Source organism: Paraburkholderia sp. GAS82 (assembly GCF_050436285.1).
GTDB classification, from domain to species: domain Bacteria; phylum Pseudomonadota; class Gammaproteobacteria; order Burkholderiales; family Burkholderiaceae; genus Paraburkholderia; species Paraburkholderia phenazinium_B.
In genome coordinates this window covers 99,353-119,053 of sequence record NZ_JBNDLX010000005.1, presented here as the reverse complement: position 1 = coordinate 119,053, position 19,701 = coordinate 99,353, and the positions used below count along the sequence as shown (strand labels likewise).

Sequence of the window (19,701 nt, the reverse complement as noted above, 5' to 3'; positions counted from 1 at the left end):
AACCGTATCGATGTCGATTGAAGTGCGCGAAGCAAATCTCGAAGATGCCGAGGCGATCGCGACGGTCCACGTGGCGACATGGCAGGCCGCTTACATCGGAATCATTCCGGAGCAGTTTCTAAACGACCTGACCGTCGCAGGGCGCACCGCTGGATGGCAGAAGGCGCTTGGAAATGGGCGCATCCGCGTGTTGCTTGCGCACACCGGCCACGTGCTCGTCGGCTGGATCGCGTTTGGCCGTAGCCGCGATGAGGACAAGGACAGTCAATGGGCCGAAGTGGAAGCCTTCTATGTGTTGCCGTCGTGGTGGGGCAAAGGAGTGGGCCGGCGCTTGAGCGATGCAGTAAAGATGCAGCTGCGAGACGCGGGATATGAGCACGTGGCGCTTTGGGTATTGGCGGAGAATCATCGCGCGATAGCGGCTTACCGAAAGCTGGGCTTTGTTCATGATGGTTCGAGCAAGTCAACGCAAATCGGTGGTGCGTCGCTTGTTGAACTTCGTTACCATCGCGCTTTGGCTGACTGATCGAATGAATGAACAATCGCATGAGCCGTCCTTTGTCAAAGCCTGATCAATTCAACACGCATATAGAAGGTCCGAAAGACAATGTGCAAGCTGCGTGTGAAGCCATCTTGCGCAGCGTGCCGGAATGGTTCGGAATCGAAGAATCTTTGGTGCAGTATGTCCGTGACACGGCAACGCTGCCTACCTTTGTACTCCACGAAGCAGACAGGATTATCGGCTTCTTGACGTTACGCGAGCATTTCCCGCAAGCTTGGGAAATTCACTGTGTAGCTGTGCACGCTGACGCGAGAGGCAAGGGCCACGGCAAGCAGCTTTTGAAGCATGTCGAGCATTGGCTTGCCGAGCGCGGCGCGCGCTTTTTGCAGGTGAAGACAATCGCGGCCACTAGCGCAAATCCTCACTATGCATTGACGCGCGGCTTTTACGAACGGCAGGGTTTTATGTCCATCGAAGTGTTCCCCGAGCTTTGGGCGCCGAGTAATCCCTGCCTGCAAATGCTCAAGGTGATTGACGCGTAAGGGCAACCCACGCGATGCGCCGGCCAGCTCCCGCCGTTAAACACCACAAGTGCCACGCTGTTTGAATGTTCCGATTGCCAACAAGGGAATACGCACAATGACGGTCGCAGACGAACTCAGCCTGCTAATGCAGAACCACGACGACGAACCCGAAGCTGCCGCCGGCCAGCTTAGGCACATCGCTCAGTCGCCAGTGCCTGCCGATCAGCTAGGGCGCTTCTCGTGGCTTTGCGTTCACGTGATTGGCGAAAAATATCAACGCTGGAGCGAGGCGTACGAGCTGATTGTCAAAGCATCCTCGGCTCATGAAACCGTACCCCTCGCCGCATTGCGCAATGCGGCGGTGGCGGCACATCTCAGCGGCGATCTTCTGACTGGCCTCAAGTTGGAGCGCCGGATGACACAGCACGGATTGCGACCGGATCAGGCCACGATGGTCGTGCGCGCAGCAGCGCTCAGCTTCTTGCCGATACGCGAGCGCGCGGTCGACGCAGCCATTGCCTTGCAGACCGTAGTGGCAGCGGTCAGACAATGGGACGAAACAAAGGATGCCGACGCGCTCGTGGCGGCAAGCCTGAACAACATCGTCTCCGCGCTGCTCGAACTGGATGATGAAACGCTAGCGCAGTCTCAGGTTCGAGAGGCGATGAAAGACGGAGCGTTTGCCGCGCGCGAGCTTTGGCATCGCGCGGGAACGTGGGTCAACCACGAGCGGGCGGATTACCTTTGTGCGCTGGTATTCAATCGTCTTGGCGAATTCGCAAAGGCACTTGAAGCGGCGGAGCGCGGCAGGCAGCTGATTGAAACCCATGGCAGCGAAGACGTCGATCGTGCCTTCCTGATGCTTGAGTCGGCGCAAGCGCTTTTCGGACTTGAGCGGCAAGAGGAGGGCGCGGGGTGGCTTCGGCAAGCGGCTGCGATAGCGGAAGGTTGGGACGACGAGTCGCTGAAGGACTGGTTCGCCGGCAAAGCTAAGCCGCTATACAGCATGCTCGGATGAGGGTAAGCGCTGCTCTCCATCCGCTTGCCGAGCGCTGGATTGTCGGCGGCGAAGTGCCGGACAGCGCGCTCTACGGTCTGCTGCGCAGCGATCGTTAGGCCTGCACACTGCTTCGCTTCTCATAGGCCGTCGAAATCTCAAGCGTCTAGTGGTTTGACGCGACCGGCTCGTGAGGTGCATGATCTGCAACCGGAGCTGCTTTAGACCGGCTTGACTTGACTGAACTGATCGGGAGAACTATGAGACCGTCCATCGTTCGCCTGGCCGTCGTAGCGGCTGGCAGCATCCTCGCCAGTGTTGCGCTAGCCCAGAGCAACAACGGCGCCATCATGCGTGTCGATTCACCGGTAGCGGTGTCCCCCGGCGCAGGCGCAGATAAGTCGGAAGCGCGCCAGCCCGGCAAGTTTTCGGGCATTGACTTGCGTGCGCCCGTGGATGTGACTTTTTCTACCGGCGCGAATACGTCCGTTACGGTTTCCGGTCCGGCCGATGTCGTGCCACTGGTGCTTACGACCGTGAAAGACAATGTATTGACTATCCAGCTTACGGATTCGGTGATGCTGAGGAGGCCGATCAAGGTGACGGTTACCGGTCCGTCGCTGCTTGCGGTGAGTCTGTCCGGTTCGGGATCGCTGAATGCTTCAGGTCTCAGCGGCGATTCTCTGAACCTCGACGTCTCCGGTTCTGGCTCGATCGTGGCGTCGGGCCAGGTCGCCACGGTCAATGTCTCGATCAAAGGCTCGGGCGGAGTAGACGCGCGTTCGGTCCATGCAAAAACGCTAAATGCGAGTATGAGGGGCTCCGGCGATTTGCGCGGATATGCGGCGAACACGGCAATCGTCTCTCTAACGGGATCCGGTGACGTTCGGGTTGTTGGCAATCCACCAACGAAAATAGTGAACCGGACCGGCTCCGGGGATGTGCATTTCGAATAGCTATCGGGTAGTGCGGATCGCCTCCGCCGGACCATGCGGACAGACCGTCTCCACTCCTGCATAGGCCTTACAGGCGTAAGGTGTCTGTGGGTACCGCACTGGAGCAACTGCAGACTCAGCCGTGCGGTCCTCTATACCCCCATCCCCTGAATAACGTGCTCCAACACGTTCATTTCCTCCCATCGCATTAGCCTCAATTGCCTTAACCTGCGTTTGGGGCGTTCCGTCAGCAGTGGGCGCATCCGCACGACACGTGCGCGTTGAACCTGCTGCTAGCAAATCGCTTTCCCTGACCTTACAGACGCTGACATCGGCAACCCCTATTCATGACTCCGGCATCGACGCTCGCGCCCTCCCATGCAGAAACCGTACAGTCCGCGGCTATGCTCTGTTCCACCGGGAAATTCGCCGAGGCGCTGGCATTGGTACAACCTATCCTTGAAGCGCGTGCCAGCGTCGCCGTACCCATACTCGTCGGAACACTTAGCGTCGCCGCAATCGCGGCGCACGGTCTGAACCGGTCCACCGAAGCGGAGACTTACTGGCGCGAGTCGATCGCGCTAAAGCCCGATTTCGCAGATGGCTACAACAACCTCGGCATGTTGCTGAAGGGGCTTGGCCGCCTGTCAGAAGCGGAGGCAATGTTCCGCAGCGTCGTGGCCATCCGCCCCGATCAGGCCCAGGCGTATAACAACCTTGGTGCAGTGCTGTGTGGTCTCAAGCGTCTGCCTGACGCAGAGGCGGCCTACCGGCAGGCGCTCGCCGTACGTCCCGATTACGCGGAGGCGCACTACAACCTGGGCATCGTCCTCTACGAGCTGCGCCGTTTGCATGAGGCAGAGGCCGCTTACCGGCAATCGCTGGCGTTGCGGCCCGGTTCTGCCGAGACGCACAACAACCTGGGCAACGTGCTCAAGGAACTGGGTCGCTTGCCCGAGGCGGATCAGGCTTACCGTCAGGCGCTGACGATCCGCCCTCAGTATCCCGAGGCGCTCAATAACCTGGGCAGCGTGCTCAAGCTGCTCACGCGGCTATCCGAAGCGGAACTCGCCTGCCGGCTGGCCGTGACGATCCGTCCGGGCTACGCCGAGGCGCACAACAATCTCGGCACCGTAATGGCCGACCTCAAAAAGCTGCCCGAAGCCGAGGCTTGCTACCGGCAGGCGCTAGCGCTGCGTCCCGATTACGCGGAGGCGTGCTACAACCTTGGCATCGTGCTGCACGGGATGAATCGGCTCGCCGATGCGGAGGCGGTTTATCGCGAGGCGCTGCACATCAATCCGAACGGTGTCGAAGCGCATAACAACCTGGGCAGTGTCCTCCAGGTACTCGAGCGCTGGTCGGAAGCTGCTGTTGCATACCAGCAGGCGATCGCGCTGCGTCCCAATGTCGTCGAGGCCCATTACAACCTTGGCAACGTCCGGAAGGAGCTCAATCGGCTAGAGGAAGCCGAAGCAGCATACCGGCAGGCGATCGCGATCCGCCCAGACTATGCCGATGCGAAATTCGCTCTCGCGACACTGTTGCTCAGCACCGGTGCGTTCGAAGAGGGCTGGCGGCTTTACGAGTCCCGCTATCAGAAGCCGGACTATATCCACCCGAAGACTGTCGCGATGTTGCCCTGTCAGCACTGGCGTGGCGATGATCTCGCCGGCAAGTCGTTGTTGATCTGGCAAGAGGATGGCCTCGGCGACATTCTGCAGTTCAGCCGCTATCTTCCGCTCCTCAAGGCGCGGGGCGCGGCCACGATTACGGTTGTCTGCATGGCCCCGCTGCACCGCCTGATGGCTGCGGTGGAGGGTGTCGATGCGGTGCTCGACCATCAAGGCGCGTTGCGGCTGGCGTCCGGATTCGACCGCTGGACCAGCCTGCTCAGTGCGCCGCTGCATCTGCATACCACCCCGGACACCATTCCGCCTGCCGGTCACCTGAAGCTCGCCGAGCCGCTTCTCGATCAGTGGCGCTCGCGGCTCGCGGCGCTGCCTGCAGGGCACAAGGTTGGGCTGGTGTGGAAAGGCAACCCGCGACATCACAATGACGCCAACCGGTCACTACCGTCGTTGAGTACGCTGGCGCCGCTATGGAGTGTGCCGGATGTCCAGTTCGTGAGCCTGCAGAAAGGACAGGCCGAAGACGAGGCGCAGTGTCCTCCAGATGGGCAGCCACTGCTGCATCTTGGCTCGGAAGTAGCGGATCTGGCCGATAGCGCTGCGATCATTGCGCAGCTCGATCTGGTGATCTGCGTCGATACGTCGATTGGTCACCTGGCTGCCTCGATGGGCAAGCCTTGCTGGATCATGCTGCCAGGGCACGGTATCGACTGGCGGTGGATGCATGAACGCAGCGACTCGCCGTGGTATCCGCACACGGTGCGACTGTTCCGGCAAGCGGCAAGCGAAAGCTGGCCCGCGGTGGTCGAGCGCGTTCGTGAAGCGTGTATGGTGGAATTCGCGGCGCCGCTTGCTTTGGAAAGCTGAGGATCGCTTACAGCACTGCGAGCCAACCCCCATCGACATAAATGATCTGGCCGTTCACGTAGCTCGATGCCGCTGACGAAAGATACACCGCGGTGCCGACGAGTTCCTCGGGCGTACCCCAGCGCTCAGACGGGTTGCTGCTTTTGACCCACGCATCGAACGCTGCGTTTTCCACCAGCGCCTTGTTCATATCGGTCAGGATATAGCCGGGCCCAATCGCATTGGCCTGGATGTTCGATGATGCCCACTCGGCGCTCATGGCCTTGGTGAGCATCTTGATGCCGCCTTTCGCTGCCGCGTACGCGCCCACGGTGGCACGCGCGTTCTCGCTGATAATCGAGCCGATATTGACGATTTTGCCTCCCGCGCCACGCGCGATCATGCGTTTGGCGGCCTGCCTGGCGACAATGAAGGCGCTCGTGAGGTTGGTGTCGATCACACGCTGCCAGTCGCTCAACTCGAGTTCTACGAGTGGCTTGCGAAACTGGATGCCGGCGTTATTGATCAGGATGTCTATCTTTATACCGTCTGTGTCCCACTGCGCGAATGCGTCGGCCACAGCCTGTTCGTCAGTCACATCGAAGGCACGGCCCTGGACGTCGAGGCCCTTGTCTTTGAGCCGCGCCACAGCTTGAGCGACCGTATCGGCGCGCGTGCCGTTCAATACGACGCGGGCTCCCGCGGCAGCAAGCCCTTCAGCGAGCGCGAAGCCGATGCCACGCGCCGAGCCGGTGACGAGGGCAGTGCGGCCGCTCAAATCAAATAGCTGAGTCATCTGGGTTTCCTTTTTGACGGGTATTCAGGAGTGAGCCGATGCAAATCTCCTCCACGTGGTACTTTTCAGGAGTGGCACCCACGTGGCCGGCGCTGCCGACGCATCCTCCGGCAGGCTGCTGCTCACTTCAACCTGATGATGCACCAACTTACTTTCGATGATCATGAGCTTCTCGATAGACAGCATCGACCACATCGTTCTGAATGTGGCGGATGTGGAGGCCAGTGCCGAATGGTACGTCCGCGCACTGGGCATGCAGCGTATCGATTTCGATTCGCGCACCGGTGTGCGGGTCGCCGTTCATTTCGGCTCGCATAAGATCAATCTGCGGCCGAAAGATGCGGATACGGTGGCATGGTTTACCGGCGTCGCGCCAGTAGCCGGCAGCGCCGATCTGTGTTTCGTGACGCAGGCGAATCCAGAGACGGTCAAGGCGCATTGGCTGGCACACGGTATCGAAATCGAGGCCGGCCCGGTGGCACGATCCGGCGCGCGTGGTCCGATGACCTCGGTGTATTGCCGCGACCCGGATGGCAACCTGATTGAAGTAGCCACGTATCCGTGATCGCGCTCACTTGCGCCGGCGCAACTCCTGGCCTTTCTCGGTGATGATCGAATCGAAATCGTCGACCTGCGAGAACCGGACCGCTTTAACCGCGCCGAACTTGCTCGTATCGACCACCAGATGCCGCTCCACCGCACTCGCCATGGCCGCCTGCTTGAGCGCGACCTCATGAAAATTCCAGCAGGTGACGCCGCGTGCCGGATCTACTCCGCCTGCTGAAATGAACGCCTTGTTGATGCCCATGCGGCGCAGCATCTCGATGCTTTCTTCCCCGGCGAACGAATCCGATGACGGCACATACACGCCGCCCAGCAGGATCATCCGCACGTTGGGTTTGCGCCGTAAAATCTCCGCGACGTTCAGCGAGTAGCAGACCACGGTGACGTGCCGCTCGGCAGGAATCAGCCGCGCCAGCGTAGTGAGGGTGGTGCCGCAATCGATGAAGAGTGTTTCGTTGTCGGCGATCAGCTTCGCGGCGAACGCCGAGGCCTCAGCCTTGGCTTGCGCGAAGTGGTCCTTCTCCTGCTCCAGCGAATACCCGGCGGTGTTGGGTACGTCAGTCGCGCTGACGATGTAGCCGCCCAGATAAGTGAATTGCCCCGGACTTGCGGCGACGTCGCGGCGCACCGTCATTTCCGACACGCCGAGCAGTGCGGCGGCATCGCGCAGGCGCATCACGTTTTGTCTGCCCAGCGCGTCAGCGAGCGCGCGCAGGCGGTCAGTTTTCAGCATGGAAGTCCCGGGCCCTGACGCAATGGGTTCGTTATATTTTGTTCGGAATCGTGAAAGGATTATAACAAGACCGGACGCGCGCGGCGAGCGATCAGAAGCGTAATCGGACGCTTTTTGAGGGGAAAAATTCTCCGTATCAGGGCCCGACGTGACGCGTTTTCGCTTGGAGAAGCGAGTCAATGCACATATTCTGACATGCACCTCCCGGGAACTGACAGCGCATCGCCCGGTCTTTTGCTTATCTGTTCACAGGAGTCCTTTCTCATGACGCGACCCGTCGATTCCGGCGTAATCCTCATTGCACGTCTTGCCCTTGCCGTTTTGTTCCTTTGGGGCGGCGTGATGAAACTGTTGGGTTACGCGGGTTTCGTGGGCTATCTGCATTCGAAGGGCGTACCGTTCGTGCAGATTGCTGCACCGCTTGCCACTGCGGTCGAGGCGCTCGGCGGCCTGTTTCTCGTGCTCGGCTTCAAGATTCGCCCGCTGGCGCTCATCATGGCGGTGTACACGGTAGCAACAGCCGTCCTCGGACACGATTTCTGGAATGTGACGGATGCCGTGGTGCAGCATGACATGGTGATTCACTTCTGGAAGAACATTGGCATTGCGGGTGGTTTCCTGCTGTTGTTCGTGACGGGTGCGGGCCGTATCAGTATCGACGGCGCCCGCGCGCCGCGTAGCGGTCTGGGGCGCTGAGGAATCGCATCCCCCAAACGCGAGAGCGTGAGCAAAGCGGCGTTTATTGGGCCCGGTACGGAGGTTGCTGCTGGGATAGCTGCATCAGGACCGTTTGCGCAGGGCATGTTCCATCCAACATGCCGTTCCGATTCAGGGTGTCTTCAAGGGAGTCGACAATGATTCAAAATTTTGAGCAAACGATCGGTGGCAACGTCATGCAGTTTTGCGCGAGCCTCGGCGAAGGGCCGACGCCGCATCGTGTGATCATCAGCCTCGCCGATTCCGCGAAAACGCTGGTGGTCCTCGACGCGTCCGGTTTGATCAGCACGATCAAGGCCGAGATTGAAGAACCGGCCAAGCTGATTGCCGATGCGATCAGCAAGGTGGAGAGCGAGGGCCTGATTGCGCGCGCGCTCGAATCCGGTGAGATTCAGGAGACGTCGCTGTAGCTGTCGCGCGATGGGCGGACGGCGGGTCCACCGCTGCCTGGTTCGCCGCGACGCACAACGCCCACGCTGGGCTCAGCGTGGGCGTTGTGCTTTCAGGGGATGGATCTGAATTGTGCGCTAGCGGTGCTAACCGCGATCAATAGCTCGCAGACGACGTCCCGATGATGCCTTGCGGCCATCGTTCTCCGGTTGCTGTGCATGCGGTTCCGGATGGACGAGACAGCCGAGCACGAGGGCGGCGAGCAACAGACCCGTCGAGATCGCGGTAGCGACCTGCATGCCGAACACGATATGCGCCGCGCCCGCTCCGCTCACCAACGCGCCGAACGCGGCGACACCCACGGCACCGCCTGCTTGCCGCGCGGTATTCAATACCGCTGACGCCGTGCCGGCCCGCTGCCGTTCCACCGAAGCCAGCACAGCGGTCGTCATGGCCGGCACCGCGAGGCCCATGCCCGACGGAATCAGCAGGAACGGCACCAGCAGTCCGATCAGCGGCGTCGTTGCGCCCACCAGATGCAGCAGCCCATAGCCGAGCGCAGCGGTCAGCGCACCGCATATCATCGGCACACGCACGCCATAGCGCCCGACCACCCAGCCGCTAAGCACATTCGAAGCGAGGAATCCGCCGGTCAGCGGCAGGAACGCCAATCCAGCCTCGAGCGGCGTGTAGCCCCGCACGTGTTGCAGATACAGACTCAGCACGAACACCATGCCGTAGTACGTCAGATTCACGCAGATGCCGAACAGCACCGCAGCGCTGAAGGTGCGCTTGCGGAACAGCGAGAGCGGCAACATCGGGGTAGCCACGCGCGCTTCCACCGTCACAAACGCAATGACCGCGATCACGGCGAGGATGAAGCCGCCTGCGACCAGCGGATGGCTGAGGCCGAGCGGACGTCCTTCGATAACTGCGCCGGTAAACGCCGTTAGCGCGACGATCGCCAGTAACTGGCCGGGCAGGTCGACGCTGCGTGGCTGCGGGGCAGCCTGTGCGGTGGATTGTGCATTTCCTGGGACGGTTGTGTTCGGGACGGCGGTCGCATCCGGCCGCGGCACCCAGGCGAAGGTCGCGAACAGGCCGGCTGCGCAAATCGGCAGATTGACGAGAAAGATGCTGCGCCAGCCGAAGCCCGCGATCAGCAGACCGCCGATCACCGGTCCGGCCGCAATCGAAACAGCGCCTGCCGCGGTCCACAGACCCACAGCCCGCGCCCGCAACTTTGGATCGTGTCCGCAGGCCTGGTTAAGCAGCGCGAGCGAGTTGGGCAGCATCGCGGCGGCGCCGATGCCCTGCAGCGCCCGCGCTGCCACGAGCATGGTGGCGTCGAACGCGAGCCCGCAGGCGAGCGACGCGAGGGCAAAGATCACGATGCCGACGGCATACATGCGGCGCGCGCCGAGCCGGTCGCCGAGCACGCCGGCGGACAGCATCAGGACCGAAAAAGCCAGCGCGTAGGCGTCGACGATCCATTGCAGGCCCGTGACGTCCGCGTGCAGATCGCCGCCGATTTTGGCGAGCGCGATGTTGACGATAGTCACGTCGAGCTGCGTGACGACGAACCCCACGCTGACCGTCGCGACGATGCGCGAGATAGCGGGGGTGAAGGGGGCGGTGGTCGTTTTCATAAGACCCATCGTAAGCCTCAGCGGCAGCCGACGTTTCGGCGCGGCATGAAGTGTCGATGTATGGCGGAGAACGCCGGCGTCAGAACGCAGGGCTCATCTGTCGGACAATGCCGATCATTGGGTAAATTAGGATTGCTCCTATGGGCTGGCGGCCGGGCGACTAACAGAATCGCGTCCGATCCAACAGTTAAGAGTTTTTCTCATGCGTATTGCCATCCTTCAGCGCGACCCCCTGCAGAGTCAGTCGATCGAACAGATCCTGCAGCAGGCGGGGCACACCTGCGCGACCTTTGACGACGGTCTGAGCATGTCGAAGGCCCTCGCACGTTCGACCGTAGACCTGCTCGTGCTCGACTGGAACGGCATGCGTCTATCGGGTATCGACGTGCTGAAATCGGTGCGCGCCGTAGGCGGCGACCGGATGCCGGTGGTATTCGCTTCGCACGACCGCTCGGAGGCCGCCGCGGTGCGCGCCTTCGCGGCGGGTGCGGACGACTATGTGCCGTTGCCGGTGCGCCCGGCGGAATTCCGCGAGCGCATCGCGGCGCTGTTGCGGCGCGCCTACCCGGACCGCCTTAGCGTGGCGACGTTCGACGCCGGCCCGTATCACTTCGACGCGCATCGCCAGCTGGTGACGTTGCGGGGTGTGCCTGTGCAGCTGTCCGGCACGCAGTATCGTCTGGCGTCACTGTTCTTCGCCAACATCGGCCGCGTCCTGTCGCGCGACCATATCTTCGCGATGGTGTGGGGCCGCGAATTCCGCGAGTTCACGCGGACCATCGACAGCCACGTGTCGCGCCTGCGTCTGCTGCTCGAGATCGATCAGGACAACGGCTTTCGTCTGCAACCGGTCTACAAGAGCGGCTACCGGTTGCTAAGCCTGCATCAGGCCGAAGCCGAGATCGAGAAAGCCGCGGCCTGATCTGCTCAGAGCGACGGCAGCTTGGGCCGCGTTTCGAGCGAGTGGCGAACCAGCGCTTCGACCGCCTTGCGTTCGTCGCCTGCGAGCGGCAGACGCGGCGGGCGCACATGCTCCGTGCCGAGTCCCACCATCGCTTCGGCGAGCTTGATGTTCTGCACCAGCTTCGGCGAGACATCGAGCGCGAGCAGCGGCGCAAACCAGCGGTAGATCGCGCGCGCTTCCTCAACGCGGCCTGCCTTGATCAGCTTGTAAATCGCGACCGTCTCATGCGGAAACGCGCATACGAGACCCGCCACCCAGCCGTGACCGCCCATCAGGGTGGCTTCCATGGCGAGGTTGTCCACGCCGCACAGAATCGCGTAGCGATCGCCCACCGCGTTGATCAGGTCGGTCACCCGGCGCACGTCGCCGCACGATTCCTTGATGGCGACGATCTTCTTCTCGTCGGCGAGTTCGGCGAACATCTCAGGCGTGGTGTCGACGCCGTACGCGAGCGGGTTGTTATAAATCATTAGCGGCAACGCGCTAGCTTTTGCGACGCTACGGAAGTGGTGCAGCGTCTCGCGCCGGTCCGACAGATAGCGCAGACCCGGCAGCACCATATAGCCAGCCGCGCCATGTTTCGTGCCGGCTTCGGCCTGGCGGCAGGCGTCGAGCGTGCTGTTTTCGGCGATCGTCAGGAGTACCGGCACGCGGCCCCGCGAGGCGTCCACGGCGATATCGAGCACTTCGAGCTTTTCGTCGAGCGACAGGGTCGAGGCTTCGCCGAGCGAGCCGCACACGATGATGCCATCCACACCGGCCTCGATCTGCGCTTCGATATTCTTCGCCGTCCACGCACGGTCTATGCTGAAATCCGCGTGAAATTTGGTGGTGACTGCGGGTAATACACCTTCCCAGATGTGCGCCACGACGTCTCTCCTGAATGTGATGAGTTGACCGCAGTGTAAGCAGGGAAAAAGCCGCCGTCTTGCGCGATTCGCGCGTCTTCGATGACGATTTCAGCACAAGCGGTATGCGGGAATCGCTCGGCCAGGCCGTTGAATGCCCAGTGACGATGCTGTCTTACGGGGATCTGGGCGTACCGCGTCGGGACCGCGCGAGGGAGACTTCCCGGCATACGGAGCCAATGCTGTGCGGAAGCGTTCGGGCTCGCGGAACGGAAGTCCGGGGCGACCGTCGCCAAGGCGGACGAGCCACGCCGATCACTATGCTGAAATCGTCACAATCCGCGCATAATGACACCAAGACTGGCCGTGCCGGCATTTCTAAGATTGCAGCATGAAAACCTTGAACGTGATTGATTCGCACACCGGCGGTGAACCGACCCGCCTGGTTGTGTCCGGTGGCCCGGATCTCGGTAACGGGACGCTGGCCGAGCGGCTCGACGTGTTTCGCACGCGCTTCGACGACTGGCGCGCCGGCATCGTCACGGAACCGCGCGGCTCGGACGTCGTCGTCGGCGCGCTGCTGTGCGAGCCGGATGCCGCCGATTGCACGGCCGGCGTGATCTTCTTCAATAACGTCGGCTACCTCGGCATGTGCGGACACGGCACGATCGGACTCGTCGTGTCGCTGGCGCATATGGGCCGCATCGGCGCGGGGCAGCACCGCATCGAGACGCCGGTCGGCATCGTCGAGGCCACGCTCAATGGCGATGGCAGCGTCGCGGTGCGCAACGTGCCGTCTTATCGTTACCGTCAGGCGGTGAGCGTCGACGTTCCCGGTCACGGCGTGTTGACCGGCGATATCGCGTGGGGCGGCAACTGGTTTTTCCTCATCGCCGAGCATGGCCATACGCTCGAGGCGCGCCATATTCCCGAGTTGACGGCATTCAGTTCGGCAATCCGCGACGCGCTGATCGCCCAGCACATCACGGGTGCGGACGGCGCCCTGATCGACCATATCGAACTGTTCGGACCCGGCTCGCGCGACGGTCTCGACAGCCGCAGCTTCGTGCTGTGTCCGGGCAACGCTTACGACCGCTCGCCATGCGGCACCGGCACGAGCGCCAAAGTGGCCTGCCTTGCCGCTGACGGCAAGCTCGCCGAGGGAGCGGTGTGGCGTCAGGAAAGCATTATCGGCAGCGTCTTCGAAGCGACGTATCAAGGGAGCGGCGACGGCAAGACGGTGATGCCGACCATCACGGGACATGCGCACATCATGGCGGAAGGGCGTTTGTGTTTCGATGAACGCGATCCGTTTGCCTGGGGTCTGCGCGCGGCATGACGGCGGATGCGCTCATCGTCGGTGCGGGGATTATCGGCGCGGCATGCGCGGCGGAACTCGCCGCGCGCGGCATGCAGGTCGAGGTGCTCGATACGCATGGCATCGGTGGTGGTGCAACGGCTGCCGGGATGGGCCACATTGTCGTGATGAACGACTCCCCCGCGGAATTTGCTTTAAGCGCATATTCGCGCGACTTGTGGCTCGAACTTGCGCCGCAACTGCGAACACGTGACGCGTTTTCGCGCTGCGGTACGCTGTGGGTCGCGACCGACGACGAGGAATGGCAAGCCGCGCGCGCGATGCACGATACGTTTGTCGCGCAAGGCGTCGCCGCACAACTGCTCGACAGCGCCGCGTTGCGTGCCTGCGAACCCGCGCTCGCACCTGGCATGGCGGGCGGCCTGCGGATCGAACACGACAGCATCGTCTACGCGCCGACCGCGGCCGAGTGGTTGCTCACGCAATCGCCAGCGGCGGTGAATATTCGCGTGAGGCTGGCAACGGAAGTGGCAGCCGTCGACGCGCATGGCGCGACCCTCGCGAACGGCGAACGCAAGCAGGCGGCCTATGTGATCGTGGCTAACGGCACGGGCGCGCAGAAGCTGGTGCCGTCGCTGCCGCTGCAGCCGAAGAAGGGTCATCTGCTGATCACGGACCGCTACCCCGGTTTGATCCGGCATCAACTGCTCGAACTCGGATACATCAAAAGCGCCCATCACGCGGTGGGCACCTCTGTGGCGTTCAACGCGCAGCCACGGCCGACGGGCCAACTGCTGATCGGCTCGTCGCGTCAGTTCGACACGACCGATCCCGCTGTCGAAATGCCCGTGCTCGCGCAGATGTTGCAGCGCGCGGCGCGTTATCTGCCGGCGTTGCCATCGCTCAACGGGATTCGTGCGTGGACGGGGTTTCGGGCCGCGACGCCGGATGGCTTGCCGTTGATCGGCCGCATGGGGCGGATGAGCCGGATGAGCGACGCTGCAGCAGATCTATGGGTGGCGGTGGGGCACGAAGGTCTTGGCGTCACCACATCTCTCGCGACGGCGAAACTGCTTGCATCGCAGATCACGGGAGACGCCACGCCGATCCCATGTGAGCCGTATTTGCCGCAACGTTTCGCGCAGAGCGTGTGTCATGTCTAGCCGGGGCATCAAAGCGCGCATTCGCGTGACGATCGACTCCCGCACGATCGAGGTCGAAGCCGGAACGACGGTCGTGGCGGCGCTCGCGATTGCAGGCCTGCGTGGCACGCGCACTTCGGTGGCTGGCCAGCCTCGTGCTGCCTTGTGCGGCATGGGCGTATGCCAGGAATGCCGCGTCACCATCGACGGCCGCGCGCATGTGCTCGCGTGCCAGACGCTTTGTCGCGACGGCCAGATCATTCACACGACGGGGCCTTTGTGAGCGTGGATCAACACTACGACGTCGTCGTCGCGGGCGCCGGTCCGGCCGGGCTGAACGCGGCGCGAGCCGCAGCGCAGAAGGGCGCACGCGTGGCGGTGTTCGACGACAATCCGTGCGTCGGCGGTCAGGTCTGGCGGCAAGGGCCCGGTCACGCCCCGCAGGCGCCATTGAGCGAAGTCGACGCGGCCTTGCGCAAGCATCCGAACGTCACAGTATGGTCATCCGCGCGTGTCGTTGCTCCGTTGGGGCCACGTGCGCTGCTGCTCGAATCGGCCGGGCACGGTGGCGTATGCGTCAGCTACGACCAACTGATCCTCGCAACCGGTGCGCGTGAGCGGCTGCTGCCGTTCGCCGGCTGGACGCTGCCCGGCGTGACCGGCGCGGGCGCGTTGCAGGCGTTGATCAAAGGCGGCACGCCGGTACGCGGCGAGCGCGTCGTGATCGCCGGCAGCGGCCCATTGCTGCTCGCCGCGCTCGCCACCGCTCGCGCGGCGGGCGCCCACGTGGTGGCGGTGGTCGAACAGGCACCGGCGCTTGCGCTGGCGCGCTTCGTCGCCTCGCTCGCGGCCACGCCTTCGAAGTTGCTGCAGGCCGCGCAGCTCACACGTGGAGGAGCAGGGTTGCCCTACTGGACCAGCAGCGTAGTGCGCGAAGCGCGCGGCGCAGGACGAGTGGAGCAGGCGACGATCGTGCGCGGCACCCGCGAAGTCACGCTCGCCTGCGACCGCATTGCATGCGGCTATGGTCTGGTGCCAAACGTGACGCTCGCCCAGGCGCTCGGTTGTGCGCTCGATGAACACGGCGCGATTCGCGTCGACGACATGCAGCGCACCTCAGTGGAAGGCGTCCTCGCTGCGGGCGAATGCACGGGGATTGGCGGCATGGAACTGGCGCGGGTCGAAGGCGCGCTGGCAGGATGCATTGCGAGCGGCGATGCCACGCTGGACCTGCGCGCACTGCGCGCGCAACGTCAGCGTTGGCAACGTTTCGCGCAGCGAGTAGAAACGACCTTCGCCTTAGGCGACGCAGCCCGCGCGCTCCCTGCTGACGAGACCATACTCTGCCGCTGTGAAGACGTGACGCTCGGCGAAGTGCGCTTGCATCGCGACTGGCGCGACGCCAAGCTGCACACCCGCTGTGGAATGGGCGCGTGTCAGGGGCGTATCTGCGGCTCGGCCGCTCGCACGTATTTCGGCTGGCAGACGGCGCAGCCGCGTCCGCCATTCCATCCGGCGCAGATCGGCACGCTCATCAAGGCCGCCGATTGGGTCGCATCGCCCTCGTCGAGCCCCTGATTTTTTCGCCCCATCGCGCGGACCTATAATCGAGCGCACAAGATCACGCACCGGATGCACGGGATACGCAAGATGAACACGCTGGCTCACCCGCTCGACCCGCCCGACGCCACGTTGACCGGCATGCTCTCGCATTTCACGCTGCTCGAGCCGGTCTTCGATGCGATGCCGGACGTCGTGTTTTTCGTCAAGGATGCCCAGGCGCGCTATGCGCTGGTGAACCGCACGCTGGCTTCGCGCTGCGGCTACAAGGACAAGGCGGCGCTGCTCGGCAGGACCGCCGAGGACGTCTTCCCGCGCCGCTTCGGGCGCATCTACACGGCGCAGGACATCGCGATCATCAATGTCGGCAACCAGATGGTCGATCAGCTGGAACTGCATCTGTACCCCGGACGGCAACCCGGCTGGTGCCTGACCTGCAAGCAACCGTTGCGCGATCCGGCGGGGCAGGTGGTGGGGCTGGCGGGCATTTCGCGCGATCTGAAAGCGGACGAGGGCAGTCATCCCGCGTACAGCCGGCTCGCCGCGGTCGTGCAGTACATTCAGGACAATTATGTGCAGCCGCTGAACCTGAAGCAGCTCGCGGCCATGGCGGATATGTCGGTAGCGCAGCTCGAACGCTACTTTCACAAGGTCTTTCATCTGACGCCGCGCCAGGTGCTGCTGAAAACGCGGCTGGATGCGGCCACTGCGCTCCTGGTGTCGCACGACAAGGTCACGGATGTGGCCGCCCTGTGCGGCTATACCGATCACAGCGCGTTCACGCGGCAGTTCAAGGCGACCGTCGGCATTACACCGACCGAGTACCGCATGCTGCTGCACGGGACCACCTCTAGCTGAGCGTTCGCGTCGCAATGGCCCGTCGCCGTCCGAGTCATCACTATTACGTCTACGTGGTCGTACTGGAAGACACCGTCTGGAACGAGGCGCGCTTTCGCCGTGCGAATCCGGACTACCGGTTCGACAAGCCTTGCGTGTATGTGGGAATGACGGGGCTGGACCCGGACCTGCGCTTCGACCGGCACAAGGCGGATATCCAGGCGAATCGCTATGTGCGCGATTACGGCCTGCGGCTACTGCCAGAGCTGTATGAAGTATTCAATCCGATGCCCTACGACGGCGCGCGCGACATGGAAGTGGAACTGGCGATCGGCCTGCGTGAAGCGGGCTACGCGGTATGGCAGGCGTGAAAACTGCCAATAGTCAAACGAATGGCACGACGAGTAACGGAAACGTTACCGGCTCTATTGCGCGGCCAGACAATCCGCCAAATTAACGGATGCCGAGTCCACGCAAGACTGCATTGCCTTCCGGCGTCAGACGAATGTGCGGTGCACCGGCTTCGGTAGCGACCGTTTCGACGAGCCCCGCCTCATGCAGCATCGGAATCTCGGGTTTCGCGGATGCATCGATCGGCGCATGCAGCAACAGCAACAGCGTAGCGAGTTCATGGTGACTCAACAGGCGGCGCAGCATGGTCCGCTTGGCCGGCACCGCCGGGTCGCTTACGTCGCGATTTGTTTTGTTCAGGTTCAAGATATCCACCTCCAGCTTTTCATTGTCCGGTGGATCATGGGGCCCAAGTCTTAAACGATTCTTAAGACTCGAGCCTCATTCGGTAGGAATGTGTTGCATTCGATGTCGCGTCGATTACCGGCACTTACGTCACAGGAATGTCACGGAGCGCAGGTTTTGCTCGCGCCTTCGATCCACAGGTTGCTGGCGTGACGTTTGCCCGCGTAAAAGCGGTAGGTGGTAGCGCCGTTGTCGGCGCGGATCTTGACGACGTTCGAGTCGCCGAAATCGAGCATTTGCCCTTCCGGCAGCGGCGTGGTCTTGAACGTCGCGTTGTGTTTGGCGGCTTCCTGCGTCATGCACGCCACCACGTCGCTTACGGGGCGCTGCGTGTTGCCGTCGATCACGGGCTCGCCCGAATCCGGATTCTGGAAATAGGCACACGCGCTGAGCAGCAGGGGAACGGACAGGACTACGGCAAACTTCTTCATAGGTCTCCAGGGGTATCGGTCCTCGCGGCCTGCGGGGCGGCGCCGGACGGGCGTCGGCCGCGGATAGCGCGCCGCGTCAGGTGGCGGATGGCGGATCAAACGCCATTATATCGGCGCAAAAAGCGTGCCCCTCGGAAGACGCGGACGCCGGGGGAACCTTGCGAAACCCTGAACGCATGTGAAGCCTAAGTAAAGCATCCGTAAAACGCGTTCAAACTCACGCATGGCCAGCCCCGCGCGCGGCACAAACCTGCCCAGCCGTCTTTTAAAAGAGGATCGCGATACCGAACATGCCGACGAACTGCGCGTTTGTCGATGACGGCGTCGAGTTCTGCGAGTCACCGACCGCCGGCGTCGCCTCGACGATGTTGCCCGCTCCCTTCGAACCGAGCGTCTCGCCGCTAGCTCGCTGATAGGCCTGCACTGCGTACAGCGAGGTGCGCTTCGACAGGTGATAAGTCTGCTTGAGCGAATACTGCTGATAGCGCGCGGCGCTGGTGATGCCGTTGGCTTGCGATGCCAGCGTGTACGAGAATGCGCCGGCCACGTCGAAGTCCGGTGCGAAGCGGTAGGTGGCCAGTGCAGCGTAGGTATTGAAGATTGCGGTGTCGTGGAAAATGGAACGGCCGCCTGCTACGTATTGCACGTTGGTGTACGTGAGACCCATCATCAGGTTGCCGATCGTATAGTCGGCTGCCGCTGCGATGTGCTGGAGCGCCTTCGCCGACACGTAACCGGTGTTGAGCGACGAGGTGCCGAAACTGCCTGTCGAAGCCGCATCGAAGCCGGTGGTCTCTTGCGCGTTGTCCATGCGCAGATAGCCCGCGGCGAGATTGACTGGGCCGGTGGTGTAGCGCACGCCGGCGCTGATCGTCTCGCCCTTGCCGGTGCTGCCGGCAATGCCGCCCAGCGCGTACATGCCGCTCGCTTGCAGGCCGTTCCAGTTAGGTGTGGTGTAGATCAGCGAATTGTTGATGCGGATCGTCGTGTCGAGTCCGTCGATATCGCCCGGATGTGCGCCGGTCGCGCCGGTCAGCCAGTTGGAAGAAGCGAGCGGTCCCACGAACTGGTAATACGTCGAATATTGCCGACCCACGGTGAACGTACCGTACATCGGGTTTTGCATGCCGATATACGCCTGGCGGTTGAAGATCTGGGTGGACGACGACAGCGCACCGGTATTCGGATCGAAACCGTTCTGCAGATCGAAGACGACGGTGGTGCCGCCGCCAATGTCCTCGACACCGCGCAGACCCCATTTCGACGCATACAGGTTGCCCTGGCGCAGATAGACGTTCGACGCGCCCTTCTGGTTGTTGGCATAGACAATTGCGTCGTCCACTGCGCCGTACAGCGTGACGCTGCTTTGCGCGAAAGCCGGACTGGCGAGGAGGGTTGCGCTGGCCGTAAAGGCGAGTTTGGTGAGTGTGCTACGGGACTGCTTCATCGACTGTGTCTCCTTCGTTGTGAGAAAAGATCGCCAAGGTAAAGCGTTGATTTTTTGTACGTGGCCTGTCGCGGCCCGTAACTGACCGAACACTGCTTCGGTGCTCGGGTACAT

22 protein-coding genes are annotated in these 19,701 nt (G+C 62.5%); 15 read left to right on the top strand and 7 right to left on the bottom strand.

From position 1 onward, the window contains the following. Window positions 1–10 precede the first annotated feature (10 nt). From P3T17_RS16945 to P3T17_RS16925, 5 genes are all read left to right on the top strand, one after another. Window positions 11–526: an N-acetyltransferase family protein gene (locus tag P3T17_RS16945; RefSeq protein ID WP_429408038.1), complete on the top strand. Its 516-nt coding sequence runs from the start codon at window positions 11–13 to the stop codon at window positions 524–526. 8 nt (window positions 527–534) lie between these two features. Next, window positions 535–1,044, top strand: coding sequence for a GNAT family N-acetyltransferase (locus P3T17_RS16940; protein WP_083611746.1), 510 nt, complete (start codon window positions 535–537; stop codon window positions 1,042–1,044). Window positions 1,045–1,141: 97 nt separating this feature from the next. Beyond that, entirely contained in the window at window positions 1,142–2,044 is a 903-nt protein-coding gene (locus P3T17_RS16935) for a hypothetical protein (RefSeq protein ID WP_429408036.1), read from the top strand. 239 nt (window positions 2,045–2,283) lie between these two features. Beyond that, the gene (locus P3T17_RS16930; protein WP_074268977.1) at window positions 2,284–2,979 is read left to right on the top strand and encodes a head GIN domain-containing protein; all 696 of its coding nucleotides are present in this window, start codon (window positions 2,284–2,286) and stop codon (window positions 2,977–2,979) included. Window positions 2,980–3,305: 326 nt separating this feature from the next. Further along, window positions 3,306–5,456 carry a tetratricopeptide repeat protein gene (locus P3T17_RS16925; RefSeq protein ID WP_429408034.1) on the top strand — a complete coding sequence of 717 codons (2,151 nt, stop codon included), beginning with the start codon at window positions 3,306–3,308 and terminating at the stop codon, window positions 5,454–5,456. 7 nt (window positions 5,457–5,463) lie between these two features. Here the strand turns inward: P3T17_RS16925 and P3T17_RS16920 are convergent, their stop codons facing one another. After that, complete coding sequence (locus P3T17_RS16920; protein ID WP_429408032.1) at window positions 5,464–6,231, bottom strand: SDR family oxidoreductase; 768 nt, start codon at window positions 6,229–6,231, stop codon at window positions 5,464–5,466. A 163-nt stretch (window positions 6,232–6,394) separates the two neighbouring features. Between P3T17_RS16920 and P3T17_RS16915 the strand changes: the two genes are divergently transcribed. Next, window positions 6,395–6,796 carry a VOC family protein gene (locus P3T17_RS16915; protein WP_074268974.1) on the top strand — a complete coding sequence of 134 codons (402 nt, stop codon included), beginning with the start codon at window positions 6,395–6,397 and terminating at the stop codon, window positions 6,794–6,796. A gap of 6 nt (window positions 6,797–6,802) precedes the next feature. On the opposite strand, the gene P3T17_RS16910 is transcribed toward P3T17_RS16915, so the two are convergent. Continuing rightward, window positions 6,803–7,528, bottom strand: coding sequence for a DeoR/GlpR family DNA-binding transcription regulator (locus tag P3T17_RS16910; protein WP_074268973.1), 726 nt, complete (start codon window positions 7,526–7,528; stop codon window positions 6,803–6,805). A 264-nt stretch (window positions 7,529–7,792) separates the two neighbouring features. Here P3T17_RS16910 and P3T17_RS16905 point away from each other — a divergent pair, with 264 nt between their 5' ends. Beyond that, entirely contained in the window at window positions 7,793–8,224 is a 432-nt protein-coding gene (locus tag P3T17_RS16905; protein WP_074268972.1) for a DoxX family protein, read from the top strand. Between the two features lie 158 nt (window positions 8,225–8,382). Further along, window positions 8,383–8,655, top strand: a complete 273-nt coding sequence (locus P3T17_RS16900) for a hypothetical protein (protein ID WP_074268971.1) — start codon at window positions 8,383–8,385, stop codon at window positions 8,653–8,655. 126 nt (window positions 8,656–8,781) lie between these two features. Here P3T17_RS16900 and P3T17_RS16895 read toward each other — a convergent pair whose 3' ends face one another. Further along, window positions 8,782–10,284, bottom strand: a complete 1,503-nt coding sequence (locus P3T17_RS16895; protein WP_429408031.1) for an MFS transporter — start codon at window positions 10,282–10,284, stop codon at window positions 8,782–8,784. A 202-nt stretch (window positions 10,285–10,486) separates the two neighbouring features. On the opposite strand from P3T17_RS16895, the gene P3T17_RS16890 reads away from it, so the two are divergent. Then, window positions 10,487–11,206 (top strand): response regulator transcription factor, encoded by a 720-nt coding sequence (locus tag P3T17_RS16890; RefSeq protein ID WP_074268969.1) that lies wholly within the window; start codon window positions 10,487–10,489, stop codon window positions 11,204–11,206. 5 nt (window positions 11,207–11,211) lie between these two features. Here the strand turns inward: P3T17_RS16890 and P3T17_RS16885 are convergent, their stop codons facing one another. Further along, entirely contained in the window at window positions 11,212–12,117 is a 906-nt protein-coding gene (locus P3T17_RS16885; protein ID WP_429408030.1) for a dihydrodipicolinate synthase family protein, read from the bottom strand. Between the two features lie 370 nt (window positions 12,118–12,487). On the opposite strand from P3T17_RS16885, the gene P3T17_RS16880 reads away from it, so the two are divergent. From P3T17_RS16880 to P3T17_RS16855, 6 genes are all read left to right on the top strand, one after another. Next, window positions 12,488–13,435: a 4-hydroxyproline epimerase gene (locus tag P3T17_RS16880; RefSeq protein WP_429408029.1), complete on the top strand. Its 948-nt coding sequence runs from the start codon at window positions 12,488–12,490 to the stop codon at window positions 13,433–13,435. Next, complete coding sequence (locus P3T17_RS16875; RefSeq protein ID WP_429408027.1) at window positions 13,432–14,577, top strand: NAD(P)/FAD-dependent oxidoreductase; 1,146 nt, start codon at window positions 13,432–13,434, stop codon at window positions 14,575–14,577. Before P3T17_RS16880 ends, P3T17_RS16875 begins: the two co-directional genes overlap by 4 nt. Further along, entirely contained in the window at window positions 14,570–14,839 is a 270-nt protein-coding gene (locus tag P3T17_RS16870) for a (2Fe-2S)-binding protein (RefSeq protein WP_429408025.1), read from the top strand. The genes P3T17_RS16875 and P3T17_RS16870 overlap by 8 nt, the downstream gene beginning before the upstream one ends. Window positions 14,840–14,841: 2 nt before the next feature. After that, window positions 14,842–16,134, top strand: coding sequence for an FAD-dependent oxidoreductase (locus tag P3T17_RS16865; protein ID WP_429408524.1), 1,293 nt, complete (start codon window positions 14,842–14,844; stop codon window positions 16,132–16,134). Between the two features lie 72 nt (window positions 16,135–16,206). Next, complete coding sequence (locus P3T17_RS16860; RefSeq protein WP_429408023.1) at window positions 16,207–16,974, top strand: helix-turn-helix domain-containing protein; 768 nt, start codon at window positions 16,207–16,209, stop codon at window positions 16,972–16,974. A gap of 14 nt (window positions 16,975–16,988) precedes the next feature. After that, window positions 16,989–17,324, top strand: a complete 336-nt coding sequence (locus P3T17_RS16855; protein ID WP_074268963.1) for a hypothetical protein — start codon at window positions 16,989–16,991, stop codon at window positions 17,322–17,324. Between the two features lie 82 nt (window positions 17,325–17,406). Here P3T17_RS16855 and P3T17_RS16850 read toward each other — a convergent pair whose 3' ends face one another. The 3 genes from P3T17_RS16850 to P3T17_RS16840 all read right to left on the bottom strand — a co-directional run bounded on the left by P3T17_RS16850 (window position 17,407) and on the right by P3T17_RS16840 (window position 19,587). After that, entirely contained in the window at window positions 17,407–17,610 is a 204-nt protein-coding gene (locus P3T17_RS16850) for a hypothetical protein (RefSeq protein WP_143787772.1), read from the bottom strand. Window positions 17,611–17,810: 200 nt separating this feature from the next. Beyond that, on the bottom strand, window positions 17,811–18,140 hold the full coding sequence (locus tag P3T17_RS16845) for a hypothetical protein (RefSeq protein ID WP_074268962.1): 330 nt from the start codon (window positions 18,138–18,140) through the stop codon (window positions 17,811–17,813). A gap of 265 nt (window positions 18,141–18,405) precedes the next feature. Beyond that, window positions 18,406–19,587 carry a porin gene (locus tag P3T17_RS16840; RefSeq protein ID WP_429408021.1) on the bottom strand — a complete coding sequence of 394 codons (1,182 nt, stop codon included), beginning with the start codon at window positions 19,585–19,587 and terminating at the stop codon, window positions 18,406–18,408. Window positions 19,588–19,701 lie beyond the last annotated feature (114 nt).